Genomic DNA, 19,950 nt, shown 5'->3' on the forward strand with positions numbered 1-19,950 from the left:
TAAACCTTATAAGATGAATATTTTAAATAAATATATATATAGTACTGCGCTAATTATCGTTGCAGCTTTTACTAACATACAGGCGCAGGACTTCGATCCAAAACCTTTTCCGGACCGTGTTATTTTAACCTGGAAAGGCAGTACTTCCCTTAGTCAGACGGTAACCTGGCGCACCGATACTACAATTCTGGGTTCCAAAGCACAGATTAAAGCTGAAGATTCCAGTCCGGCTTTGGAGGATGCTATTACTACTTATGATGCTAGTTCACGTTTATTATCTGGTGGCGAAAACTATGCTGTTGCCAAGTATCACCATGTTACTTTTGACAATCTTAAGCCTGGAACGGTGTACGCTTACCGCGTGGGTACCGGTGATTATTGGAGTGAATGGTTTCAATTTACAACAGCGTCAGACCGGGACAAACCCTTTTCTTTTATTTATCTAGGTGATGCACAGAATGATATCCGCTCAAAATGGTCACGCGTAATCCGAAGAGCATTCTCCCACGAGCCAAATGCGCGGTTTATAATCCATACAGGTGATCTGATCAACCGATCTAATAATGATAAGGAATGGGGTGAATGGCATTATGGTGGTGGATTTATCAATGGAATGGTTCCAAGTATGCCCTCTCCAGGGAATCACGAATATGTGCGTGATGACAAAAGGAAATTGATTCTGGATCCTCACTGGGGCGTACAATATACGTTGCCTGGAAACGGACCGGCAGGTTTAGAGGAATCTGTGTATTATATAGACTATCAGAATCTACGTGTGATCTCATTGGATTCTCAAATGATAATCCTTGACGAGGCTTCTGCAAAGGTTCAGTATGAGTGGCTCGAAAAGGTTTTGAAGGAAAACACAAAACTGTGGACAGTTATAACTTTTCACCACCCTATCTTTTCCACTGCCAAAAGTAGGGACAACAAAGAATTCAGAGAGCGGTTTAAACCATTATTTGATAAATATCATATAGATCTGGTTTTGCAAGGGCATGACCATACCTACAGCAGAGGCCAAAACCTGCCCCGCGGACTATCTGGCAGAGAAGCCAGCGGACCGGTATATCTGGTTTCAGTCGCCGGTCCTAAAATGTATAAAGTAGATGGTGCTAAATGGATGAATGTTTCCTTGGAAAACACTCAGCTTTTTCAGGTTATTCATATTGACGGCAAAAATCTGAAGTTTGAAGCTTATAAAACTTCGGGAGACTTATTTGATGCCTTTTCCCTAAAAAAATCGAGCAGGGAAACTGCAGCGGAATTTACTGATATGAACCCTGCTGCAAAGCAATAATAATAGACTAATGAAGTATAAGGTAAACCTGCTTACGTTAATATGCTGTTGTTCTGTATTTGCAACATCCGGGCAGCACAAAACTATGCCACTTCCCAAAAGTAAGAACGACTTTATCGTGATAGCCCACAGAGGAAGCCATCTTGTAAAACCCGAAAATAGTATAGCGGCAATTCAGGAAGCTATTGAACTCGGGGTGGATTATGTTGAAATGGATCTTCGTACAACTCGTGATGGCCACCTTGTTTTAATTCATAATGAGACGGTAGATCGGACGACAAGTGGTAAGGGGCGGATTCAGGATTTGAACCTGGATGAAGTGAAGAGACTAACCTTGATTGCTAATGACGGCCATATTCATAAGTTACCGCTTTTTGAGGATGCTTTGCGCATTTGTAAAAACCGTGTTAATGTTTACCTGGATTTTAAGGATGCTGATGCAGTGCAGGCATACCGGGAAATCAGAGCTGCGGGAATGGAGGCTCAGGTACTTGTTTATATCAATACGGCAGAACAGTATAAATCCTGGCGGAGAGCAGCTCCAAAAATGCCGTTGATGTCTGGATTGCCAAAGTATATACGCACAGAAGGAGAGCTTGCTTCCTATCTTGCCGAAATGCCTTTAGCAGCTACTGACAATCTTCCGTATCAGTCTCTTCTTTTTGCTATGAGAGATAACGGGCTATCCGTATTTTTGGATGTGCAGGCATCTGAAGAAGATCTGGTAAGCTGGAACACTGCTATAAATAAAGGAGTTCAGGGCGTCCAGACTGACCACCCCGAAGCCTTAATCAAATATTTAAAACAGAATAATCTGCGTAGACGTGTAAAAGTGCCGATCCATTAATACTCGGAATTTAGTTAATGAAGAGGCTGTACCAGAAATGAAGTGAACCCAAATTTTGACAAAAAATCGGTTCACAACAATATGGTACAGCCTTTTTATTTATACGAATTTTGGGTGATAATGAGTATTACTCTATATTAAAGGCAGTATTGGTTGCTTTGTATGTATGGTGTGATCTTTCAGTTATAAATTTACTCATTTTGAATTAGATATAATTCTTGGTTTATTGGCGGTAAGTAATCGGTGTTTGATCAGGTAACTACCATAAATTGTAAATAGATCAAAAATTGGTAAGTATACCACTTTTCTGATAGACAATTTTTCAAATTTATTTATTGTACTTAACATATATATCTACTACGAAATTAATATCAACTCCAGTTTAGGAGTTCTATTATATTCCCGTCCGGGTCTGAGATGTAAATAAACCTAAATACACCGATATTATCAAAATGATGTTCGCTTAGCTCTCCAATTTTCGATGCTCCATTCTTTAATGCTATTGCTAAAACCCCCGCAATATCCTCTACCTTAAATGCGATATGTCCAAATCCTTTTTGATTGGCTAGGTGTCTTTCAGCATTAATCATTTCTGAATACTGATAGATTTCTAATGTGGGTCCATTATCCCCATAGCCAGGTAGCCGTAATTGTACCCCTTGTAAATTCGCATTAAAGACGCCGGTGCCTTTTTCAAGCCACTCCCCTTGATAGTTTCGTATAGGTGGAATCGCTATGCAATTAAACACGATTTCATAGAAACGTGCAAGTTCCTTCCAATCCTTTGTTATAATGTTGGTATGCGCATACTTTATGTTCATGATGTAAATTTTGACTTGATTGTACGTAACGGTATTATGCGTAACGGTATTAAAGGTAAGATTTTTTTGAAAAGCTTTGTGCGGCCCGCATGGCAAAAATTATTGGCTGATCTCGGTATAGAGCCTCAGCCCATTGAGCAGCCTCTTGATATCTCTATTCCTGAAAATAAAATGATGTTGGCTTTCTATCTCGCAGCTCCAGAGGTTGAGAATGATAGAAGAGCGCTCTATTGGATCAGCCACAGTCCCCGATAATCCTCCATGTGAAATGTTAACAACTCCCAGCACTCTGTTTCTCCTGTTTAACAATAGAATTTTAAACTCTTCTAATAGGCCTATTCTAATAGTACCTAATATAATAACGCCAACAAATAACATAATTAATCCGCCAACAAAGATTATTGTGTTAATTGGATGAGCCATCTTTGTCGTAAACCCTATTCCTAGGCAAAGCCATCCTCCAATCATTAACACAATACCAAGTAGTTTAAATGTCTTTTTCATTAGGGGGTAGATCCAAGTCTTGATTATTATTATTATGAAATTAGCGTCATTGAGTAAGCCAAGCCAATTGTAAGTGTAAATTATTCTCTGTCGTAAATTTATCGAAGTACTTGAGTTTCACTGCTGCTATTGCCTTATTCTCATCGCCTTCATTGGACGCTAAAGTATTCCAATATAACTGGCGTATTTCCCAATCTTCGATCATCAACTTGCTTACCTTACCTTTTTCAATCTCAAAAACATACCTAAATTTATACTCTCCATCGAACACCTGTAATAAGTACAGTAAGACCTTTCTTCTATAGAACATACTTCAAAGGGAAGAAATCATTTAATCTAGCTCACCTAACCTTCGCGAATTGAGGTTAAAATCTAAGCAGAGGTAATCCGAAGGGTGGCTGCTTAGTATGTCTTTACACAAGACGAAGTCGCAGTTTTAGCCGACGTGTAGGTGAGCATATACTAAATGATGGCTGAGGTATTTAAAGTGACTGAGAGTAACGAAGGAGATTGTGAAGGCGAAGGAAGCTATCACGGAGCAATGACGTTTGCGGAAAGCATTCATGTATGACATGATATATTCTAAACTGAGTGAATCCAGGATAAACTTATCATAGATGAATGAAGGCATATCTGGCATTCTTAATGCACCGCTTACAAATGTGGAGTACTCCTCCCTGACTCTTTAAGAGGGCCACCTGCTCAACAGTATAATTAAGGAAATATTCGTTTAATCTATCGAAGTCTACATTAACTTTAAAATCTGACATAGTTTGGCTTATTGAAGTCTGACAATATCCAAAATAAATTCTATTCCTTCTATTTAAGGGGGACAATCTATTCTTGGATATTCTATTTGGGCGAGAATATCATTAGTGATATGCTAAACGATTTTGGCGTGCGCCAAAGGATGCGCCAAATCTCTCCGAATTAAATAGGTTTTGATGGGTATTATGCTATATTTGAAATAAGCACATGTTTCCGAAAAATCACGTAATAGCCATTTAAGACATAAAAAAAGCCCATCTTTCGATGAGCTTTCAAGTAGCGGGGAGCAGAATCGAACTGCCGACCTCAGGGTTATGAATCCTGCGCTCTAACCATCTGAGCTACCCCGCCAAGGGGATGGTATTTTTTAGAGTTGCAAATATAGAATAAAATACTTTTCTTTAGAAAAAAAAGTTAAAATAGTTTACAAATAGCAAGATATAAGCGATTTAAGATGTCAGAAAAGAAAAAGTTTACCCTGGAATATGAATTGAAATCGTCTCCACGTATTTTGTTTAGTTTTATCAGTGAACCAAATGGCCTTTCTCAGTGGTTTGCTGATGATGTGGTTTTTAGAGACCAGATATATACTTTCACCTGGGATGATGAGGTGCAGAAAGCAAAAATGCTGAGCTTTAAAGAGAATAAGATGGTTAAGTTTAAATGGATCGACGATGAGCCTCATTGTTATTTTGAGATGGAAATCGTTCAGGACGAACTAACCAATGATGTGGCGCTCGCCATTACTGATTTTGCAACTGATGAGACCTTAAAAGAAAGAACCCAGATATGGGATAACCAGATAACCTATTTGCTGAGTGTAATTGGTGCATAGATTTTCAGGTACATTACCTACCTTTGTGTATTGAAAAAGATTCACATACTCCTTCTTAAAGCATTCATAAGGCCTTTTATCGTCACTTTTTTTATTGTGATGTTTATTTTGCTAATGCTTTTCCTATTTAAATATGTCGATGATCTGATAGGGAAAGGGTTTGAGTGGTATACTATTTTGGAATTGATGTTCTACGCATCAGCTGCGAATGTATCTATGGCCCTGCCACTGGCCATTCTTCTATCTTCAATAATGACTTTCGGTACACTCGGTGAGAACTATGAACTGGTTGCTATCAAATCTGCAGGGGTTTCCCTGCAGAAAGCTATGCGGCCTTTGCTTGTACTTATTATGTGTATTGCTTTTGCGTCCTTCCTTTTTTCAGAATATATGCTGCCTAAAGCAAATTTGAAATTTGGTTCTCTGTTATGGGATGTCCGTAATAAAAAACTAAGTTTTATGATTAAAGAGGGTGTCTTCAACAATAGTATTCCTCAATATTCAATCCGGGTAGACAAAAAAGTGGGAGATGGTAGTTCGCTGGAAGGGGTTATGATTTATGATCATACAGGGAATAATGGTGTCGCTAAGATTATCATGGCCAAAAGCGGTACTATGAATACCACCAGCGACCAGCAGTTTATGATCCTGAAGCTTAAAGATGGGATCCGGTATGAAGAAGCAAGCGGGCAGGGTGGAAATTACAATCCGAGGCAGCAGCTGACCAGAATGCGTTTTGGGGAAACCGAACAGAAATTTGATCTGTCTAGTTTTAAAATGAACAGGACCGATGAAAATAGTTTCCGTTCCAATAATCAGATGCTTAACCTAAAAGGCTTGACGCATAAACAAGATTCATTGACTAAAGAATTGGATAGTATAGATCGTTTTGCTAAAATAAGTATGGGAACTTATCTCAAGCAGAATGGTTACACCAAAGGATATAGTAAGATCAAAATTAAGCCAATAACCTTTAGTAAGGGGGTGCTTGAGGCTATTCCTATAGATAAAAGAGCCTCAGCTGTTCAGGAAGCATTGAACCAGGCTGCTTCAGCCAAACAATCATTGGAAATGAAAGTGCAGGATCACAAAGACCGCAGAACGGCTTTGATAAGAATCAAAATTGAATATCAGCGGAAGTTTACGCTGGCCGTATCTTGTGTTTTACTGTTTTTTATAGGGGCCCCACTAGGCGCAATTATCAGAAAAGGGGGGCTTGGTCTTCCGGTAGTTATGGCAATTGTTTTCTTTCTGGCTTATCATATTATTTCTACAGTTGCCGAGAAATCTGCTAATCAGGGAAATATTAACCCGATGCTGGGAATATGGATGTCGATTATTGTACTCACCCCGATCGGGGTATTTCTAACCTATAAAGCAACAGTGGATTCTGCCTTATTTGATATTTCTTCTTACAAAGCTTTGATAACAAACTTATTCAGTAAGAAAAAGAAGGAGGAATCATAATCAAATAGATTTGTTCAAATCTGGTAATGATGAGATTTTACAGACTTTATTATCTGCTTTAAGGTTGTAACTTTGTATATCTGGTTGCTGAATAAGGTGGTTTTTGGTGTTACCTCCCAGACTGAATAACGTATAAAATGGAAATTAAATTAAATACGATAGATGAAGCTATCGCCGCTATAAAAGAAGGTAAAGTAGTTATCGTTGTGGATGATGAAGATCGTGAAAATGAAGGCGATTTTCTAACCGCTGCCGGAAATGCAACTCCGGAAGTTATTAATTTCATGGCTACTTACGGCCGGGGTTTGATTTGCGCCGCAATCACTGAGCAACGTTGTGATGAGTTGGAACTTGAGCTGATGGTTGGTAAAAATACAGCAGCATATGAGACAAATTTCACTGTTTCTGTAGATTTAATCGGCCATGGTTGTACCACCGGCATCTCTGCTTCTGACCGTTCAAAAACGATCAAAGCATTGATAAATCCTGAAACGAAACCAGAAGAACTTGGGAGACCCGGACATATTTTTCCATTAAGGGCAAAAGACGGAGGCGTAATCCGTCGTGCAGGTCATACAGAAGCTGCAGTCGATTTAGCTGTTCTTGCAGGAATGGAGCCCGCTGGAGTTTTGGTTGAGATCATGAAGGAAGATGGTGAAATGGCCAGACTCCCGGATTTGATTAAAATAGCAGCGCAACATCAACTCAAAATTGTGTCTATCAAAGACCTCATCGCTTATCGCCTGAACAAGGAAAGTCTGATAAGGGAAGAGGTGAGTATCAGTCTCCCTACAGAATGGGGGGATTTTAAAATGACTGCTTATACCCAGCTTGAAAATAACGCAACTCATCTTGCACTCAGTAAAGGGGAGTGGTCGGCAGAGGAGCCTATCCTTGTCCGTGTACATAGTTCTTGTGTAACGGGTGATATTTTCGGATCCTGCAGATGCGATTGTGGACCACAATTGCATAAAGCAATGGAAATGATCGATAAGGAAGGCAAGGGCATTATTGTATACATGAATCAGGAAGGCCGTGGAATAGGGCTTGTAAATAAATTACTTGCATATAACCTGCAGGATGCTGGATTCGATACTGTTGAGGCTAATATCAAATTAGGCTTTAAAGGTGATGAAAGAGATTATGGTGTGGGTGCACAAATTTTGCGAGCCCAAGGTGTGAGCAAAATGAAGCTGATGTCTAACAATCCTACAAAAAGAGCCGGGCTTATCGGCTATGGTTTAGAAGTTGTCGAAAATATTCCGATTGAAATTACCAGCAATTCCCATAATGAGATTTATCTTAAAACCAAGCGTGATAAAATGGGGCATACGATTATGAAAGGATAGCCACTATTTTTGTTGTTGCAGTCGTTTTTCTTCATTAATGATGGCCTCTTTATTGACGGATTGATTCATCTTTCTGTCTTGTTGATTGTTTTGCTCTTTCCGCTTCTGTTCCCTGCGGATTTTACCGGATAACCGCTGAAGGAATTCTCTGAAATTATCAAATTGCTGATTGTAGATCAGTCCGAGTGAGGTTACATTAACGTTCTGTGTAATTCCTGCATTTGAAAATATACTTTGTTGGGTAGGCGGCTTATTAGCCAGCTTACCTATCAAGGTTCCATCCTTGCGGATCAATGCAAGGATTTCCACCTCACCACCGACATTGGCACTATTGAAACCTATAGGAGAAAGGTCATTAGTACTTCGTCTGTCTACCACACCCGCATTCACTACAATACGGTCGTTGAAAAACTTGAAGGAAGCACTAGCCTCACTTAATGAGCGGATATTAATATCAACGAAGTCCAGGTTTAAGGATGAGAGCACATTGTTAAACTGATTGAAGAGGAGTTCGGTAGCAGTACTTGTTACCCCTGATGTAACCTGTCTGCCTAAATCTTCATTTCCATTTCCCGGAGCGAAGCTTCTTCTGATAATTAAACTGAATGCCTGCATATTCAGATTGTTCGCATCATTAAAATAAGCTTGTAACTCTTCTTTTACAACAGGATTGGATGGGAAGAATATGTCAAGCTTAATATCTGGTTTTAAGAGTAATCCGCTCAACCCCATTTCCACTTCCACCGGAACTCTCGTGTCTACCTCATTTGCAGATTTACTTCTGTTAGCTGCAAGGTACAGGTCCTTGAGTCCTGCCCGGAGTTCGTAGATAGCTTTTAATTGTATCTGAGCCTGGGTTGGATTACCAGTCCAGCGAATCGTCCCACCCTGGCGTATGTTGAATTTTTTATTTATAATCTCTTGCGCAGTGAAGTCGAAGCTACCAGACTCAATAATATAGTCACCAGACATTTCGAAATCGCCCAGACTATTAATTTCCAGGTTTAAATCCGCATTTCCTTTTCCACTCAGGTTCCCCAAATTCGTGAATATGTTTGCGGTACTGCTAGGGTCGACCTGTAGCTTAAAACTCATAGTCAATCCATCAAAACTAGCGGCATTTTTACCGGTTTCGGTAGTGTCTTTGCTAATGAAAGTTATAAAATCTTTACTACTAACCGTTTCAGAACTGTTAAGAGGGAGATTAAAAACGGTTCCTTTTTCGGTCTTTGCATCAATACCAATAAACATTTTATTGGTCGGACCCCGGAATACAAATGTACCGGTCGCAAATGCTTGTCCATAATAAAGTTCACTATCTTTCGCTGTCGTATTTAAAGCCATGAAATTTTTGGCTTTGATTGAAATGTCGAGTGTAGGAGTACTGATTTTATTCAGATCTACAGTTCCGTTAGCTGTAGCAATATTGCCACCTGTGTCTTTTAGATTTAGATTGTTAATTTGGATAATACTGTTCCTCACTTTAACCTCATCCGAAATTATATAAGTTGTTTTAAGATAGTTAACCATCAGTTCTGCTTGATCCAGCTTCAGATCTCCGCCAATTTCAGGCGCAGAAAAATCTCCTTTAACTTCGATGTCAGCCGATATGCGTCCCTTCAGATTAGAGACAAGCTCACTAACAAACGGCGTGAGAATGGCCAACTCGCTGTCGTCCATTTTCACTGTCAGATCCAGTTTCTTTTCTTTAAGATCTAAGTCACCATCAATCTTAAACGTTTCTTTCCCATTGGTATTTATACGCGTGTATATATTCGCCATATTGGTGAACTGATTATAAGAGGAAGTATCTGTTAATGTGCCTATAAGGGTTTGGTTAAATAAGAGCGAGTCTATTTTGATATTATCGCCGATCTGAGGTGCTTTAAGTATACCATATATTTTAGTCTCACCATTTAGTCTTCCACCCAAGCTGATACCTTGCGATTTAAGGAATGGATTGATTGTCGTTAGACTGAAATCTTTGAAACCAACAATCAGTTCATCAAGCTGATCTTCCGAAATAATTCCGTCTATAGTAAGCATTTGTCTACCATTGGTTAGATCGAAATTACTTATCCTTGTTTTTCCTTGTTGGAAATTAATACGGACCTTCTCCTGGATAGCCCAGTCTTCGTTATTAATCTTTAACAGAGAAGGCAGAATGCTGATCTTTGCCGTCGTATCTTTGCCAAATTCCACCAGGCCGTTTAAATCCAGTTGGTTGTCATCTTCTGCGTTTGATAGTTTTACGTTGAGAGAAAGACTGTCGTTTCGCAAAATATTTGAGATATTCACGTTTTTGATAAAAAGGCTGTCGTTGAGGTCTACCCGGTCTGACGTTATAATAGTCTGCAACGCATTTGTTGTCGTATTTTCATCGATAATTATATTATTAGCAACAACACCTTTATAGGTTAGCTTTTTCACGAAGCCATTTAGCGTTGCGATATTTTTTTCTGAATCAAAATTTCCAAATAGTTGTGCTTGTCCTTCAATTGATAGGCCTGGAACCAGCAATTCCGCAACAGGTTCGAAACGTTTAACATCCAGATTAAACTGGAAAGCTTGTTTGCCGGACCTCACTATATCAACTTGAAGAGAGGGGATGTAGGTCTTAGCCAGTGCCTTATAGTAGGATGGAAGTGTATTCAAATCGTACTGCCCACGGATACTTGCGTCCACTACATCTGAAGAAATCTTCAGAGTCCTGTCAGCGCCAATACCTTGAGCCTGTAATTGTAGTGAATCAATATGGTAAATACCCTTAACATTGTTTAGTTCGATTGCCTGAACCAATAATGTACCTTGAATATTATTGAGGTTTGTTCCACTAAAATTGGTGCTCAAATTTGCGTCCACCATCAAAGAGTCCTGCATGAGATTGAGGGCTTTAAGTTTCGCTTTTTTTATTTGAGCCTTAAAATTAAATTCAGGTAGTTTGGGATTAAGATTCACTCCGCCGTCAAAATCAAGAAAGACATTTTTGTCTCTGATATTTAAGGTTCCATCGAAATATTTTTTATCAAACGTTCCGTCAATTTTAACATTGGAATAGCGATAGCCGTTGAAATCGATATAGCTTATATCTCCGTTGATCTTTTCAGTTAGGTCATCTATTTCTGTTCCCCGTCCTTTAATGTAGACTGAAGCAGATATTTTTCCTAATGTTTCTTCATTCAGCAAGGACCCGATGCCAAAATCAAATGTTTTGACGTTTCCTGTATAAGATGGAACACCATCTTTGTTGATTTTCATATTTACATCGGATACAACGCGCCCTAGTTTTGTCTTAAATTCACCAAATGCTATAAAGTCATTTTGAAATCCTGTAAAGTTTCCTTTGAAATAGATATCACCAAATTTCTCCATGATTACTGGAATTACATTTTTCCTGTTTCCAGTAACCTGTTTTACAACCTCATCAAGATCTTTTTTGTTGGAAGAGGCCATATCTACCTTAAATTCCATGAAAGTTTCCTTAAGTAGAGGAAGTCCTTTAATATTGAAATCTCCTTGAATATATGTTGCCTTTCCTGCCTTCACGGCTAGTTTTTTTGCTTTTAGATTATTTACGAGACCAGTAATTTGTCCGTTTATATCCAATGCCAGTTTCATTTGACCAAGGGCGGGAGTGAAATAGGCTACGTCGCGAGCATCAAGATGACTGTTTTTGAAGCTGGCCTTCATCCTGACTTTTCTGATATAGTCGTTAAAATCTGCAAATTTGCTAAATCTCATTTCATAATAATCAGAGAGATTACTATTGTTGGTAATGAGGCGTAGTTTTTTCAATTCTATCCGATTGGTATCTACTGTCGTTTCAGCAGTCAGGTTTTTTAGGAAAAAGCCGCTTTTTTCTTTAAACGTCAAGTTCTTTATGTTAGCCTGAAATAAATGATCTTTGGTATTTAACTCCTCAAAAATACCGTTCATATTACGGAGCTCGACATCGTCAAAATTTACCCCATTAACTACGGAGTCGACATTGTAATCCTTATACTTCAAGCTAAGATTATTTAAAATAACTCTATTGAAGGTAAGATCGTATGGTTTTTTCTTTTTCGTTGTGTCGGTAGGTGAACCTGAATCAAAATAATTAATGATAAAATCGAGATTTGTTCCGCTGTCTTTTCCCTTGTAAGATTTCAGGAAGAATAGCCCGTCATTAAGCTGTACAGTATTAATATCAATAATTCTTTTGTCAAAAGATAGTTGATTAAGGTTTACTATGAACTTTTGGGTATGCAGTAGAGTATCTTTCTGCAGGTCTAGTACAACTAATTCTTCAAGCACCAATGAAGTGAATGGTTTAACGTAAATGCTTTTAAGAGAGATGGTTGTCTGTAACTCTTTAGATAGATATGCAGCTGCTTTTTTTGCAACGAAAGTTTGGACTGGCCGGAACTGCAGCGAAAATAGGACCACAGCCAGCAACAGCAGAATTGATGCAATAATCCAAAGAAGTATTTTTAATAGTTTTTTGATATTTTTGTAGCTTAATAATAATCAACGTGTCAGTAATACTTGCTATCGAATCTTCTTGTGATGAAACTTCTGTTGCTATTTGTAACAACGGCAAAATTACTGCCAATGTTATTGCAAACCAAACTATTCATCAAAATTATGGCGGTGTAATTCCTGAGCTTGCGTCCAGAGTGCACCAACAAAATATTATTCCTGTAATTCATCAGGCATTAGCAGATGCTAAAGTTAGTAAAAAGGATATTAATGCAATTGCATTTACCAGGGGGCCAGGATTATTAGGCTCATTATTGGTAGGTGTGTCATTTGCGAAATCTTTTGCACTGGCGCTGAACCTTCCGCTGATTGCGGTAAACCATATGCATGCGCATATACTCGCCCATTTTATAGATGAACCAAAACCTGAATTTCCTTTTCTTTGTCTGACAGTGTCCGGAGGACATACACAAATTGTTCTTGTAAAAGACTATTTTGATATGGAAATAATTGGAGAATCACTTGATGATGCAGCGGGTGAGGCGTTTGATAAGACCGCAAAGATTCTAGGCCTTCCCTATCCGGGAGGACCTTTGATAGATAAACATGCAGCTAAGGGGAATCCTTTGGCTTATAAATTTGCAGTGCCTCAAATTAAAGATTTGAATTATAGCTTTAGCGGCTTCAAGACCTCTATTTTGTATTTTATAAGGGCCCAGGAGAAGCAGAACCCAGATTTCATTGTCGAAAAGCTTGATGATATCTGTGCTTCCGTACAGCATAGTATCGTTCAGATATTGCTTAACAAGCTGAAAAAGGCCGCTAAACAGTATGGAATTAAAGAAATAGCAATAGCCGGAGGTGTTTCGGCTAATTCGGGTTTGAGGAATGCATTGGGGCAGCTAGCAACTGATCTCGGTTGGAATGTGTATATTCCTGCTTTTGAATATTGTACAGATAATGCGGCGATGATTGCTATTGCCGGTCACCATAAATTTATGCGACAGGAATTTGTCGGGCAGGATGTGGCTCCTGCATCCAGAATGGAATTTAATCCTGTAAAATAAGCGTGTTATGAATGCAATGAGCTTCTTCTTCTTCGGCCTGATGCTGATCCCTTTTGTCTTGTTTCTGATTTGGTTGGTCAGACAGGATAAAAATAAAAATTATATTGGTTTGGTCGTATTGGCGATTGCAATAATTATTGCAGCCTATGTTGCCATTAATGTGGATCTGAAATTCATGAGTCCGCAATAGCAAATAATATTACAGATTTATCTGATAACCCCCATTCTATTTCAACTTTTGCTTTACCCCCCGGAGCGCGAAGCGGCGGAACCCGTGGTTTTGCTTAATATTTGCGAAGACCGGTTCAACATCAAAGCACCGCTTTTTTCCGGTGTCTAATCCCTTGCTCAAGTTGAGCAACTCATGACAAATTCTACCACTTTGGTAAGGAACATTTTTCAATGTCCTGCTGCTGAAGTGCGTCCTTTTCTGTACCCTAACCTTAATCATGTTGTTAATTCCTTAAATAAGTATACCGGTTAGCTCACTTTACGCTAAAAGGCTATTGAGCCGGTGTTAAGAGGGTGTCCAGTCGGTAATTGGGTATATCAACACCGAATCAACACCGACTCAACACCCTATCAACACCGTTTTAACCTTTAATAATACCCTGATGTGAATGCAGATTTCCATACTTTTTCAACAAATAAAAAGGCGTTATGCAATGCATAACGCCTTTTTATTTGTTTCCGGAATTTGTTCGATTATAATAGTTCTTCCAGTTTCTCGCCTGTAACTTCTGCTCTGATCTTAGCTTCGATCTCGTCAGATAACTCAGGGTTATCCAGTAGCAACTGTTTTACAGCATCTCTTCCCTGTCCAAGTTTGGTTTCGCTGTAAGAGAACCATGATCCTGCTTTTTTAATAATGTTAAAGTCAACACCCAGATCGATAATCTCACCAACTTTTGAAATACCTTGTCCAAACATGATATCGAATTCAGCAATACGGAAAGGTGGAGCAACTTTATTTTTAACGATCTTTACTTTTACACGGTTACCTGAGACTTCATCAGAATCTTTGATCTGGGAAGTTCTGCGAATATCCAGACGTACAGATGCATAAAATTTTAAGGCATTACCACCTGTTGTGGTCTCAGGATTACCAAACATAACACCAATTTTCTCACGCAGCTGGTTAATAAAGATACAGCAACAACCCGTTTTGGCAATTGTACCGGTTAATTTCCTCAGCGCCTGAGACATTAAACGCGCTTGAAGTCCCATTTTGGAATCTCCCATTTCACCTTCGATTTCCGCTTTTGGAACCAAAGCAGCAACAGAGTCAATAACAATAACATCAATAGCTCCGGATCTGATCAGGTTATCAGCAATCTCCAATGCCTGCTCTCCATTATCTGGTTGTGCAATCAATAGATTGTCTACATCAACACCTAATTTTTTGGCATAAAACTTATCAAATGCATGCTCTGCATCTATAAATGCGGCAACACCGCCTTTTTTCTGTGCTTCAGCAATAATATGAGTCGCTAAAGTTGTTTTACCTGAAGACTCAGGGCCATATATTTCAATGACACGGCCTTTTGGTACACCGCCAATGCCTAAAGCAATATCCAAACTGATAGAGCCCGTTGAAATTGACTCAATAGATTCAGTAGGTGTATCACCTAGTTTCATCACGGCACCTTTACCGTAAGATTTTTCTAACTTATCTAAAGTAAGTTGAAGAGCTTTTAGTTTATCTGCGTTTGGATTCATCGTTGTTCTTTGTACTCGTAAATATAAAGTATTAATTATTTATGATGGTAGTTTATCTGCTAATTATTTTAGCAAAAATAAGTAATATATTTCAATCTAATGTGTTTTTTCTAAAAATATTACTATTTGTTTGAAAGTTCTCCGAGACTTTTTGTCTGTTTATTTTGTTTTTCAAAATATTTGCAGAAAGATGTGATCTCACAAATTTTGCACTTAGGTGACCTTGCTACACATACGTACCTCCCATGGAGAATCAACCAATGGTGAGCGATATGGATGGTTTCTTTTGGAAGATTTTTGACCAGGTCCTTTTCAACAGCCAATGGTGTTTTGCCTATCGTTAATCCTATTCTGTTCGATACCCTAAATACATGGGTGTCGACAGCCATCGCCGGAGCGTTGTAAATAACTGATGCAATGACGTTTGCAGTCTTACGACCTACACCTGGCATTTTCTGCAGCTGATCTATATCAGATGGCACTTCATTATTAAATTCATTCATCAGGATGCTGGCCATACCCACCAGATGTTTAGCTTTATTATTTGGATAACTGACACTTCTGATATAGTCGAATACAATGTCTGGTGTGACCTCTGCGAGCGATCGGGGAGTTGGAAAACGTTGAAAAAGTGCTGGGGTGATTTGATTAATCCGTTTATCTGTACACTGTGCAGACAATATTACTGCAATCAGAAGCTGAAAAGGATTATTATAATGCAATTCTGTTTCTGCATCCGGTTGTTTTGCCGAAAAATGTTCGACGAAACGCTGATACCGTTCTTTTTTTAGCATAAGGGCAAAGATAAAACAAAAAAAGCTGCCTCAGAGGGCAGCTTGTTCTTTTAAACCAAATTAAAGACTTTTCGAGTAGGCCAGAATCCTTGAGATGGTTTCCTCTTGCGGATCCTTTTTAAGCTGGTCCAGCTGAGGCTTAATGTTTTCGTAAAATGCTGTATCAGACTCGTTGAAAAACTCAGTATTGGAATTCTCAGCTGGCTGGTTAAAGCACTGGTTGGTAACAGGAGTAGAGCTTATCATCATACGCATATTTATTGTTTATTGAATATGCTAATAAAACGCCACAACTTTAAATTTATTTTAAAATTTTTGGATTAATTATTTTGAAATTTTCGGTAAGTTCAAGTTACTTCTTTTACTTTCATCATTTTGCGCAGATTACTTAGTGCATAACGCATCCGTCCAAGTGCCGTATTAATACTTACATCAGTGAGGTCTGCAATTTCTTTAAAACTCAGGTCTGCATAATGGCGCATAATCAGAACTTCCTTCTGTTCATCAGGCAAAAGCTGAATCAGCATTCTTAAATCAGTGTGTGTTTGTTCACGTAGTAATTTGTCTTCTGCATTTTCTTCATGGATTTGAAGAAGATTTAGTACATCGCTACCATCTGCACTGGTAATAACAGGTGCGCGCTTTTCTTTTCTGAAATAGTCAATAACCAGATTATGCGCGATACGCATCACCCATGGCAGAAATTTACCTTCTTCATTATACCTGCCAGAGCGCAGTGTATTAATCACCTTAATAAAAGCATCCTGAAAGATGTCTTCTGCAAGGTACTGGTCTTTCACCAATAGATAAATAGAGGTATATATTTTTGACTTATGTCTTCTTAATAACTCTTCCAGGACTGATTCATCGCCCGTCAGATATAATTTAACCAGATTCTGGTCACTATAGGTTTGTAACTTCATAGGATTATCCGTACTTAATTCCCTTGCTTTTTGCTAAAAAAATACTGAGTAGATGTTTTTTTCTATAGCTATTCTCCTATGTGGTTTTTGATTGTGAGTTTCAAATTTCTGTTACAACTCCAAAAGAAGCATTTTTTTGTTAGAATTCAACAATAAAAATACTAAAAAAAAATTAATTAGCTAAAGTGCTGTATTTTTGCTGTCAGCCTGAAAACCAACATAATGTTTTTTGGTTTATATTAGCAAATCCCAGAAGGAAGTAAATGAGCAAGGAAACGGAGAAAGATCCACATCAGAATATCATCATTAAAGGGGCGAGGGTCCATAATCTGAAAAACATAGATGTAGCCATCCCTAAGAACAGATTGGTTGTGATTACAGGGATGTCGGGTTCAGGTAAATCATCACTTGCATTCGATACCTTATATGCAGAAGGGCAGAGGCGCTACGTAGAGAGCCTGTCTTCTTATGCAAGACAATTTATGGGCCGGATGAACAAGCCGGACGTAGATTATATTAAAGGTATCGCGCCCGCTATAGCCATTGAGCAGAAAGTAATTACGTCAAATCCAAGATCAACTGTAGGTACCTCAACAGAGATTTATGACTATCTGAAACTATTATTTTCGAGAATAGGTAAAACCTATTCACCGGAATCCGGAGAAATAGTCAAAAAAGATACGGTCAGCACTGTAGTCGATTTTATCAGTGGTTTGGGAGAAGAAAATGTATCTACAATTTTCTGTCCCCTTCATCCTCATAACAACAGGTCAATTAAGGAAGAACTTGCGGTATTGCTTCAGAAAGGTTTTTTGCGAATCTATCTGGATGATAAAATATTTAAAATTGAGACTATACTTGAAGACGAAAGCTTCGAAGACAAAGAGCTAAAAGATTCCGGGACTGTTAAAATATTAATCGACAGAATTGTCTTTCATAATGACGAGGAGACGCTTAGCCGGCTTGCAGATTCTATTCAAACAGCATTTTTTGAAGGTAAGGGAGACTGCTACGTCGAACATGAGGGTAAGATCAGTCATTTCTGTGATCGTTTTGAACTCGACGGCATGCGCTTTGAAGAGCCTACACCGAACTTTTTTAGTTTCAATAATCCCTATGGCGCGTGTAAACGATGTGAAGGTTATGGAAATGTCATTGGTATTGACGAAGATCTGGTTATTCCAGACAAGAGCAAAAGTGTTTATGACAATGCCATAGCACCATGGCGTGGGGAGAAAATGCGGGAATGGCTGAACAGACTGATTGCTACGGCTTCCAAATTTGATTTTCCTATACACCGTTCTTACAGCGAACTTACTGAGAAAGAGCAGCGATTACTCTGGACCGGAAACAAATATTTCGAAGGCCTAGATGCATTCTTTAAAGATCTGGAAACTCAGACCTTTAAGATTCAGTATCGTGTAATGTTATCACGATATAGAGGTAAAACAGTCTGCCCGGATTGTAAAGGCTCAAGACTAAGAAAAGATGCATCCTATGTAAAAATAGCAGGGAAGTCAATTATTGACGTTGTTTTAATGCCCCTGTCCCGTATTCAGGAATTTTTTGATAATCTGGACCTGAGTCCTTCAGATGTCAAGATCTCTAAGAGATTATTGGCTGAAGTTACCAGCAGGGTGCTTTATCTGAATAATGTTGGTTTGGGATATCTTACCCTGAACCGGTTGTCGAATACGCTTTCGGGCGGTGAGTCACAGCGTATTAATTTAGCAACTTCGCTAGGCAGCAGTCTGGTCGGTTCAATTTATGTATTGGACGAACCAAGTATTGGGTTGCACCCAAGGGATACCAACAAATTAATCGAAGTCCTCGTTTCTCTGCGTAATGTTGGGAATACGGTAATCGTTGTGGAACATGAAGAAGAAATGATGCGTGCCGCAGACCATATAATTGATATTGGTCCTGAGGCAGGCACACATGGTGGTAATCTGGTATTTAGCGGTACTTATGATCAGATTATTAAAGATAAAAAAAGTCTTACCGGGGCTTATTTATCAGGAAAGGAAAAGATCGCTATTCCGGCCATGAGGAGAAAGTGGGCAAGTCATATTCTGATTAAAGGAGCCAGAGAGAATAACTTAAAAAACATAGCGGTGAAGTTTCCTCTCGGTGTTTTTACCGTAGTCAGTGGCGTTTCGGGCTCTGGAAAAACAAGTCTGATTAAAAAGATTTTGTTCCCTGCTTTACAAAAAGCAATAGGGAATTATGCAGGTGAGCAAACAGGTTTATACGACGGTATCTTTGGCGATTATGAACAGGTTAGTCAGGTTGAAATGGTCGATCAGAACCCCATTGGGAGATCGTCCCGGTCTAATCCTGTAACCTATGTTAAAGCCTGGGATGATGTCAGGGCTTTGTTTGCAGCTTTACCAGCATCGAAAGCAGCAGGCTTAAAACCAGCAGCATTTTCTTTTAATGTTGAGGGTGGACGTTGTGACGTTTGTCAGGGAGAAGGTGAAGTGAAGATTGAGATGCAGTTTATGGCAGACATCTATTTACCCTGTGAAGCGTGTAATGGAAGAAGATTTAAACAGCAGGTACTGGATATCACTTATGAAGATAAAAATGTAGCGGATATACTAGATCTCACTATAGAACAAGCAGTTGGTTTTTTTGCTAAAGAGCCGAAGATTCTCAATAAGCTGCAGCCGTTGGTTGATGTTGGCCTGGGTTATGTTCACCTGGGACAATCCTCTAATACACTGTCTGGTGGTGAGGCGCAAAGGATCAAGCTGGCGTCATTCCTGATCAAAGGTAATCATGCTAGCAAAACACTTTTTATTTTTGATGAGCCAACAACCGGACTGCATTTCCATGATATTAAAAAACTGTTAATTGCCTTGAATACATTAATTGAACAAGGGAATACGATTCTGGTTATTGAACACAACATGGACATGATCAAATCGGCAGACTGGGTTATAGATATCGGTCCAGAGGGAGGAGATGCCGGCGGCAATATAGTTTTTGAAGGTACACCTGAAGATCTGGCGAAAGTAAAGGGTTCTTATACAGGTAAATATTTAAAAGATCATTTGAAGGCTTGAAAAATGTCAGCTATTTTAAGCTAATTT

The 19,950-nt window shown here is 38.9% G+C and carries 15 protein-coding genes, 1 tRNA gene and 2 pseudogenes; 9 read left to right on the plus strand and 9 right to left on the minus strand.

Translation table 11 applies throughout. The annotated features are described in order from the left end of the window. Nucleotides 1–13: 13 nt before the first annotated feature. Together BLR53_RS16345 and BLR53_RS16350 are read left to right on the plus strand one after the other, a co-directional pair. Nucleotides 14–1,300 carry a purple acid phosphatase family protein gene (locus BLR53_RS16345; RefSeq protein WP_074591263.1) on the plus strand — a complete coding sequence of 429 codons (1,287 nt, stop codon included), beginning with the start codon at nucleotides 14–16 and terminating at the stop codon, nucleotides 1,298–1,300. 10 nt (nucleotides 1,301–1,310) lie between these two features. Next, nucleotides 1,311–2,147, plus strand: coding sequence for a glycerophosphodiester phosphodiesterase family protein (locus BLR53_RS16350; RefSeq protein WP_074591265.1), 837 nt, complete (start codon nucleotides 1,311–1,313; stop codon nucleotides 2,145–2,147). 371 nt (nucleotides 2,148–2,518) lie between these two features. Here BLR53_RS16350 and BLR53_RS16355 read toward each other — a convergent pair whose 3' ends face one another. Next, the gene (locus BLR53_RS16355) at nucleotides 2,519–2,968 is read right to left on the minus strand and encodes a VOC family protein (protein WP_074591267.1); all 450 of its coding nucleotides are present in this window, start codon (nucleotides 2,966–2,968) and stop codon (nucleotides 2,519–2,521) included. Nucleotides 2,969–3,037: 69 nt separating this feature from the next. Between BLR53_RS16355 and BLR53_RS20345 the strand changes: the two are divergent. Next, nucleotides 3,038–3,196 (plus strand): annotated as a pseudogene (locus tag BLR53_RS20345) (recombinase family protein); the annotation flags it as partial. Nucleotides 3,197–3,518: 322 nt separating this feature from the next. Here the strand turns inward: BLR53_RS20345 and BLR53_RS16365 are convergent. Both BLR53_RS16365 and BLR53_RS16370 read right to left on the minus strand, forming a co-directional pair. Then, nucleotides 3,519–3,782 carry a hypothetical protein gene (locus tag BLR53_RS16365; RefSeq protein ID WP_074591272.1) on the minus strand — a complete coding sequence of 88 codons (264 nt, stop codon included), beginning with the start codon at nucleotides 3,780–3,782 and terminating at the stop codon, nucleotides 3,519–3,521. A gap of 735 nt (nucleotides 3,783–4,517) precedes the next feature. Continuing rightward, a tRNA-Met gene (locus BLR53_RS16370) sits at nucleotides 4,518–4,591 on the minus strand. Nucleotides 4,592–4,694: 103 nt separating this feature from the next. On the opposite strand from BLR53_RS16370, the gene BLR53_RS16375 reads away from it, so the two are divergent. The 3 genes from BLR53_RS16375 (at nucleotide 4,695) to BLR53_RS16385 (ending at nucleotide 7,891) form a co-directional block, all read left to right on the plus strand. Then, on the plus strand, nucleotides 4,695–5,075 hold the full coding sequence (locus BLR53_RS16375; protein WP_037437895.1) for an START-like domain-containing protein: 381 nt from the start codon (nucleotides 4,695–4,697) through the stop codon (nucleotides 5,073–5,075). Between the two features lie 30 nt (nucleotides 5,076–5,105). Further along, entirely contained in the window at nucleotides 5,106–6,542 is a 1,437-nt protein-coding gene (locus BLR53_RS16380) for an LptF/LptG family permease (RefSeq protein ID WP_074591274.1), read from the plus strand. A 137-nt stretch (nucleotides 6,543–6,679) separates the two neighbouring features. After that, the gene (locus BLR53_RS16385; protein WP_037437892.1) at nucleotides 6,680–7,891 is read left to right on the plus strand and encodes a bifunctional 3,4-dihydroxy-2-butanone-4-phosphate synthase/GTP cyclohydrolase II; all 1,212 of its coding nucleotides are present in this window, start codon (nucleotides 6,680–6,682) and stop codon (nucleotides 7,889–7,891) included. Between the two features lie 3 nt (nucleotides 7,892–7,894). On the opposite strand, the gene BLR53_RS16390 is transcribed toward BLR53_RS16385, so the two are convergent. Further along, a complete protein-coding gene (locus tag BLR53_RS16390; protein ID WP_244889557.1) occupies nucleotides 7,895–12,319 on the minus strand; it encodes a translocation/assembly module TamB domain-containing protein in 4,425 nt (1,474 codons plus the stop codon). A gap of 86 nt (nucleotides 12,320–12,405) precedes the next feature. Between BLR53_RS16390 and tsaD the strand changes: the two genes are divergently transcribed. Then, nucleotides 12,406–13,419: a tRNA (adenosine(37)-N6)-threonylcarbamoyltransferase complex transferase subunit TsaD gene (tsaD, locus tag BLR53_RS16395; RefSeq protein ID WP_074591278.1), complete on the plus strand. Its 1,014-nt coding sequence runs from the start codon at nucleotides 12,406–12,408 to the stop codon at nucleotides 13,417–13,419. 7 nt (nucleotides 13,420–13,426) lie between these two features. Next, nucleotides 13,427–13,609, plus strand: coding sequence for a hypothetical protein (locus BLR53_RS16400; RefSeq protein WP_037437889.1), 183 nt, complete (start codon nucleotides 13,427–13,429; stop codon nucleotides 13,607–13,609). On the opposite strand, the pseudogene BLR53_RS20350 reads toward BLR53_RS16400, so the two are convergent. The 5 genes and pseudogenes from BLR53_RS20350 to BLR53_RS16425 form a co-directional block, all read right to left on the minus strand. After that, a pseudogene (locus BLR53_RS20350) lies at nucleotides 13,593–13,753 on the minus strand (transposase); the annotation flags it as partial. The gene BLR53_RS16400 and the pseudogene BLR53_RS20350 sit on opposite strands and share 17 nt — an antisense overlap. 371 nt (nucleotides 13,754–14,124) lie before the next feature. After that, nucleotides 14,125–15,138 (minus strand): recombinase RecA, encoded by a 1,014-nt coding sequence (recA, locus tag BLR53_RS16410; RefSeq protein WP_074591280.1) that lies wholly within the window; start codon nucleotides 15,136–15,138, stop codon nucleotides 14,125–14,127. 122 nt (nucleotides 15,139–15,260) lie between these two features. Then, on the minus strand, nucleotides 15,261–15,932 hold the full coding sequence (nth, locus tag BLR53_RS16415; RefSeq protein WP_074591283.1) for an endonuclease III: 672 nt from the start codon (nucleotides 15,930–15,932) through the stop codon (nucleotides 15,261–15,263). 60 nt (nucleotides 15,933–15,992) lie between these two features. Then, nucleotides 15,993–16,187 carry a hypothetical protein gene (locus BLR53_RS16420; RefSeq protein WP_037437884.1) on the minus strand — a complete coding sequence of 65 codons (195 nt, stop codon included), beginning with the start codon at nucleotides 16,185–16,187 and terminating at the stop codon, nucleotides 15,993–15,995. A 92-nt stretch (nucleotides 16,188–16,279) separates the two neighbouring features. Then, entirely contained in the window at nucleotides 16,280–16,855 is a 576-nt protein-coding gene (locus tag BLR53_RS16425) for an RNA polymerase sigma factor (protein ID WP_037437883.1), read from the minus strand. 263 nt (nucleotides 16,856–17,118) lie between these two features. Here BLR53_RS16425 and uvrA point away from each other — a divergent pair, with 263 nt between their 5' ends. Beyond that, nucleotides 17,119–19,923, plus strand: a complete 2,805-nt coding sequence (gene uvrA, locus BLR53_RS16430; protein WP_074591285.1) for an excinuclease ABC subunit UvrA — start codon at nucleotides 17,119–17,121, stop codon at nucleotides 19,921–19,923. Nucleotides 19,924–19,950 lie beyond the last annotated feature (27 nt).

Origin of the sequence: Pedobacter antarcticus (assembly GCF_900103515.1) — a bacterium.
GTDB classification, from domain to species: domain Bacteria; phylum Bacteroidota; class Bacteroidia; order Sphingobacteriales; family Sphingobacteriaceae; genus Pedobacter; species Pedobacter antarcticus.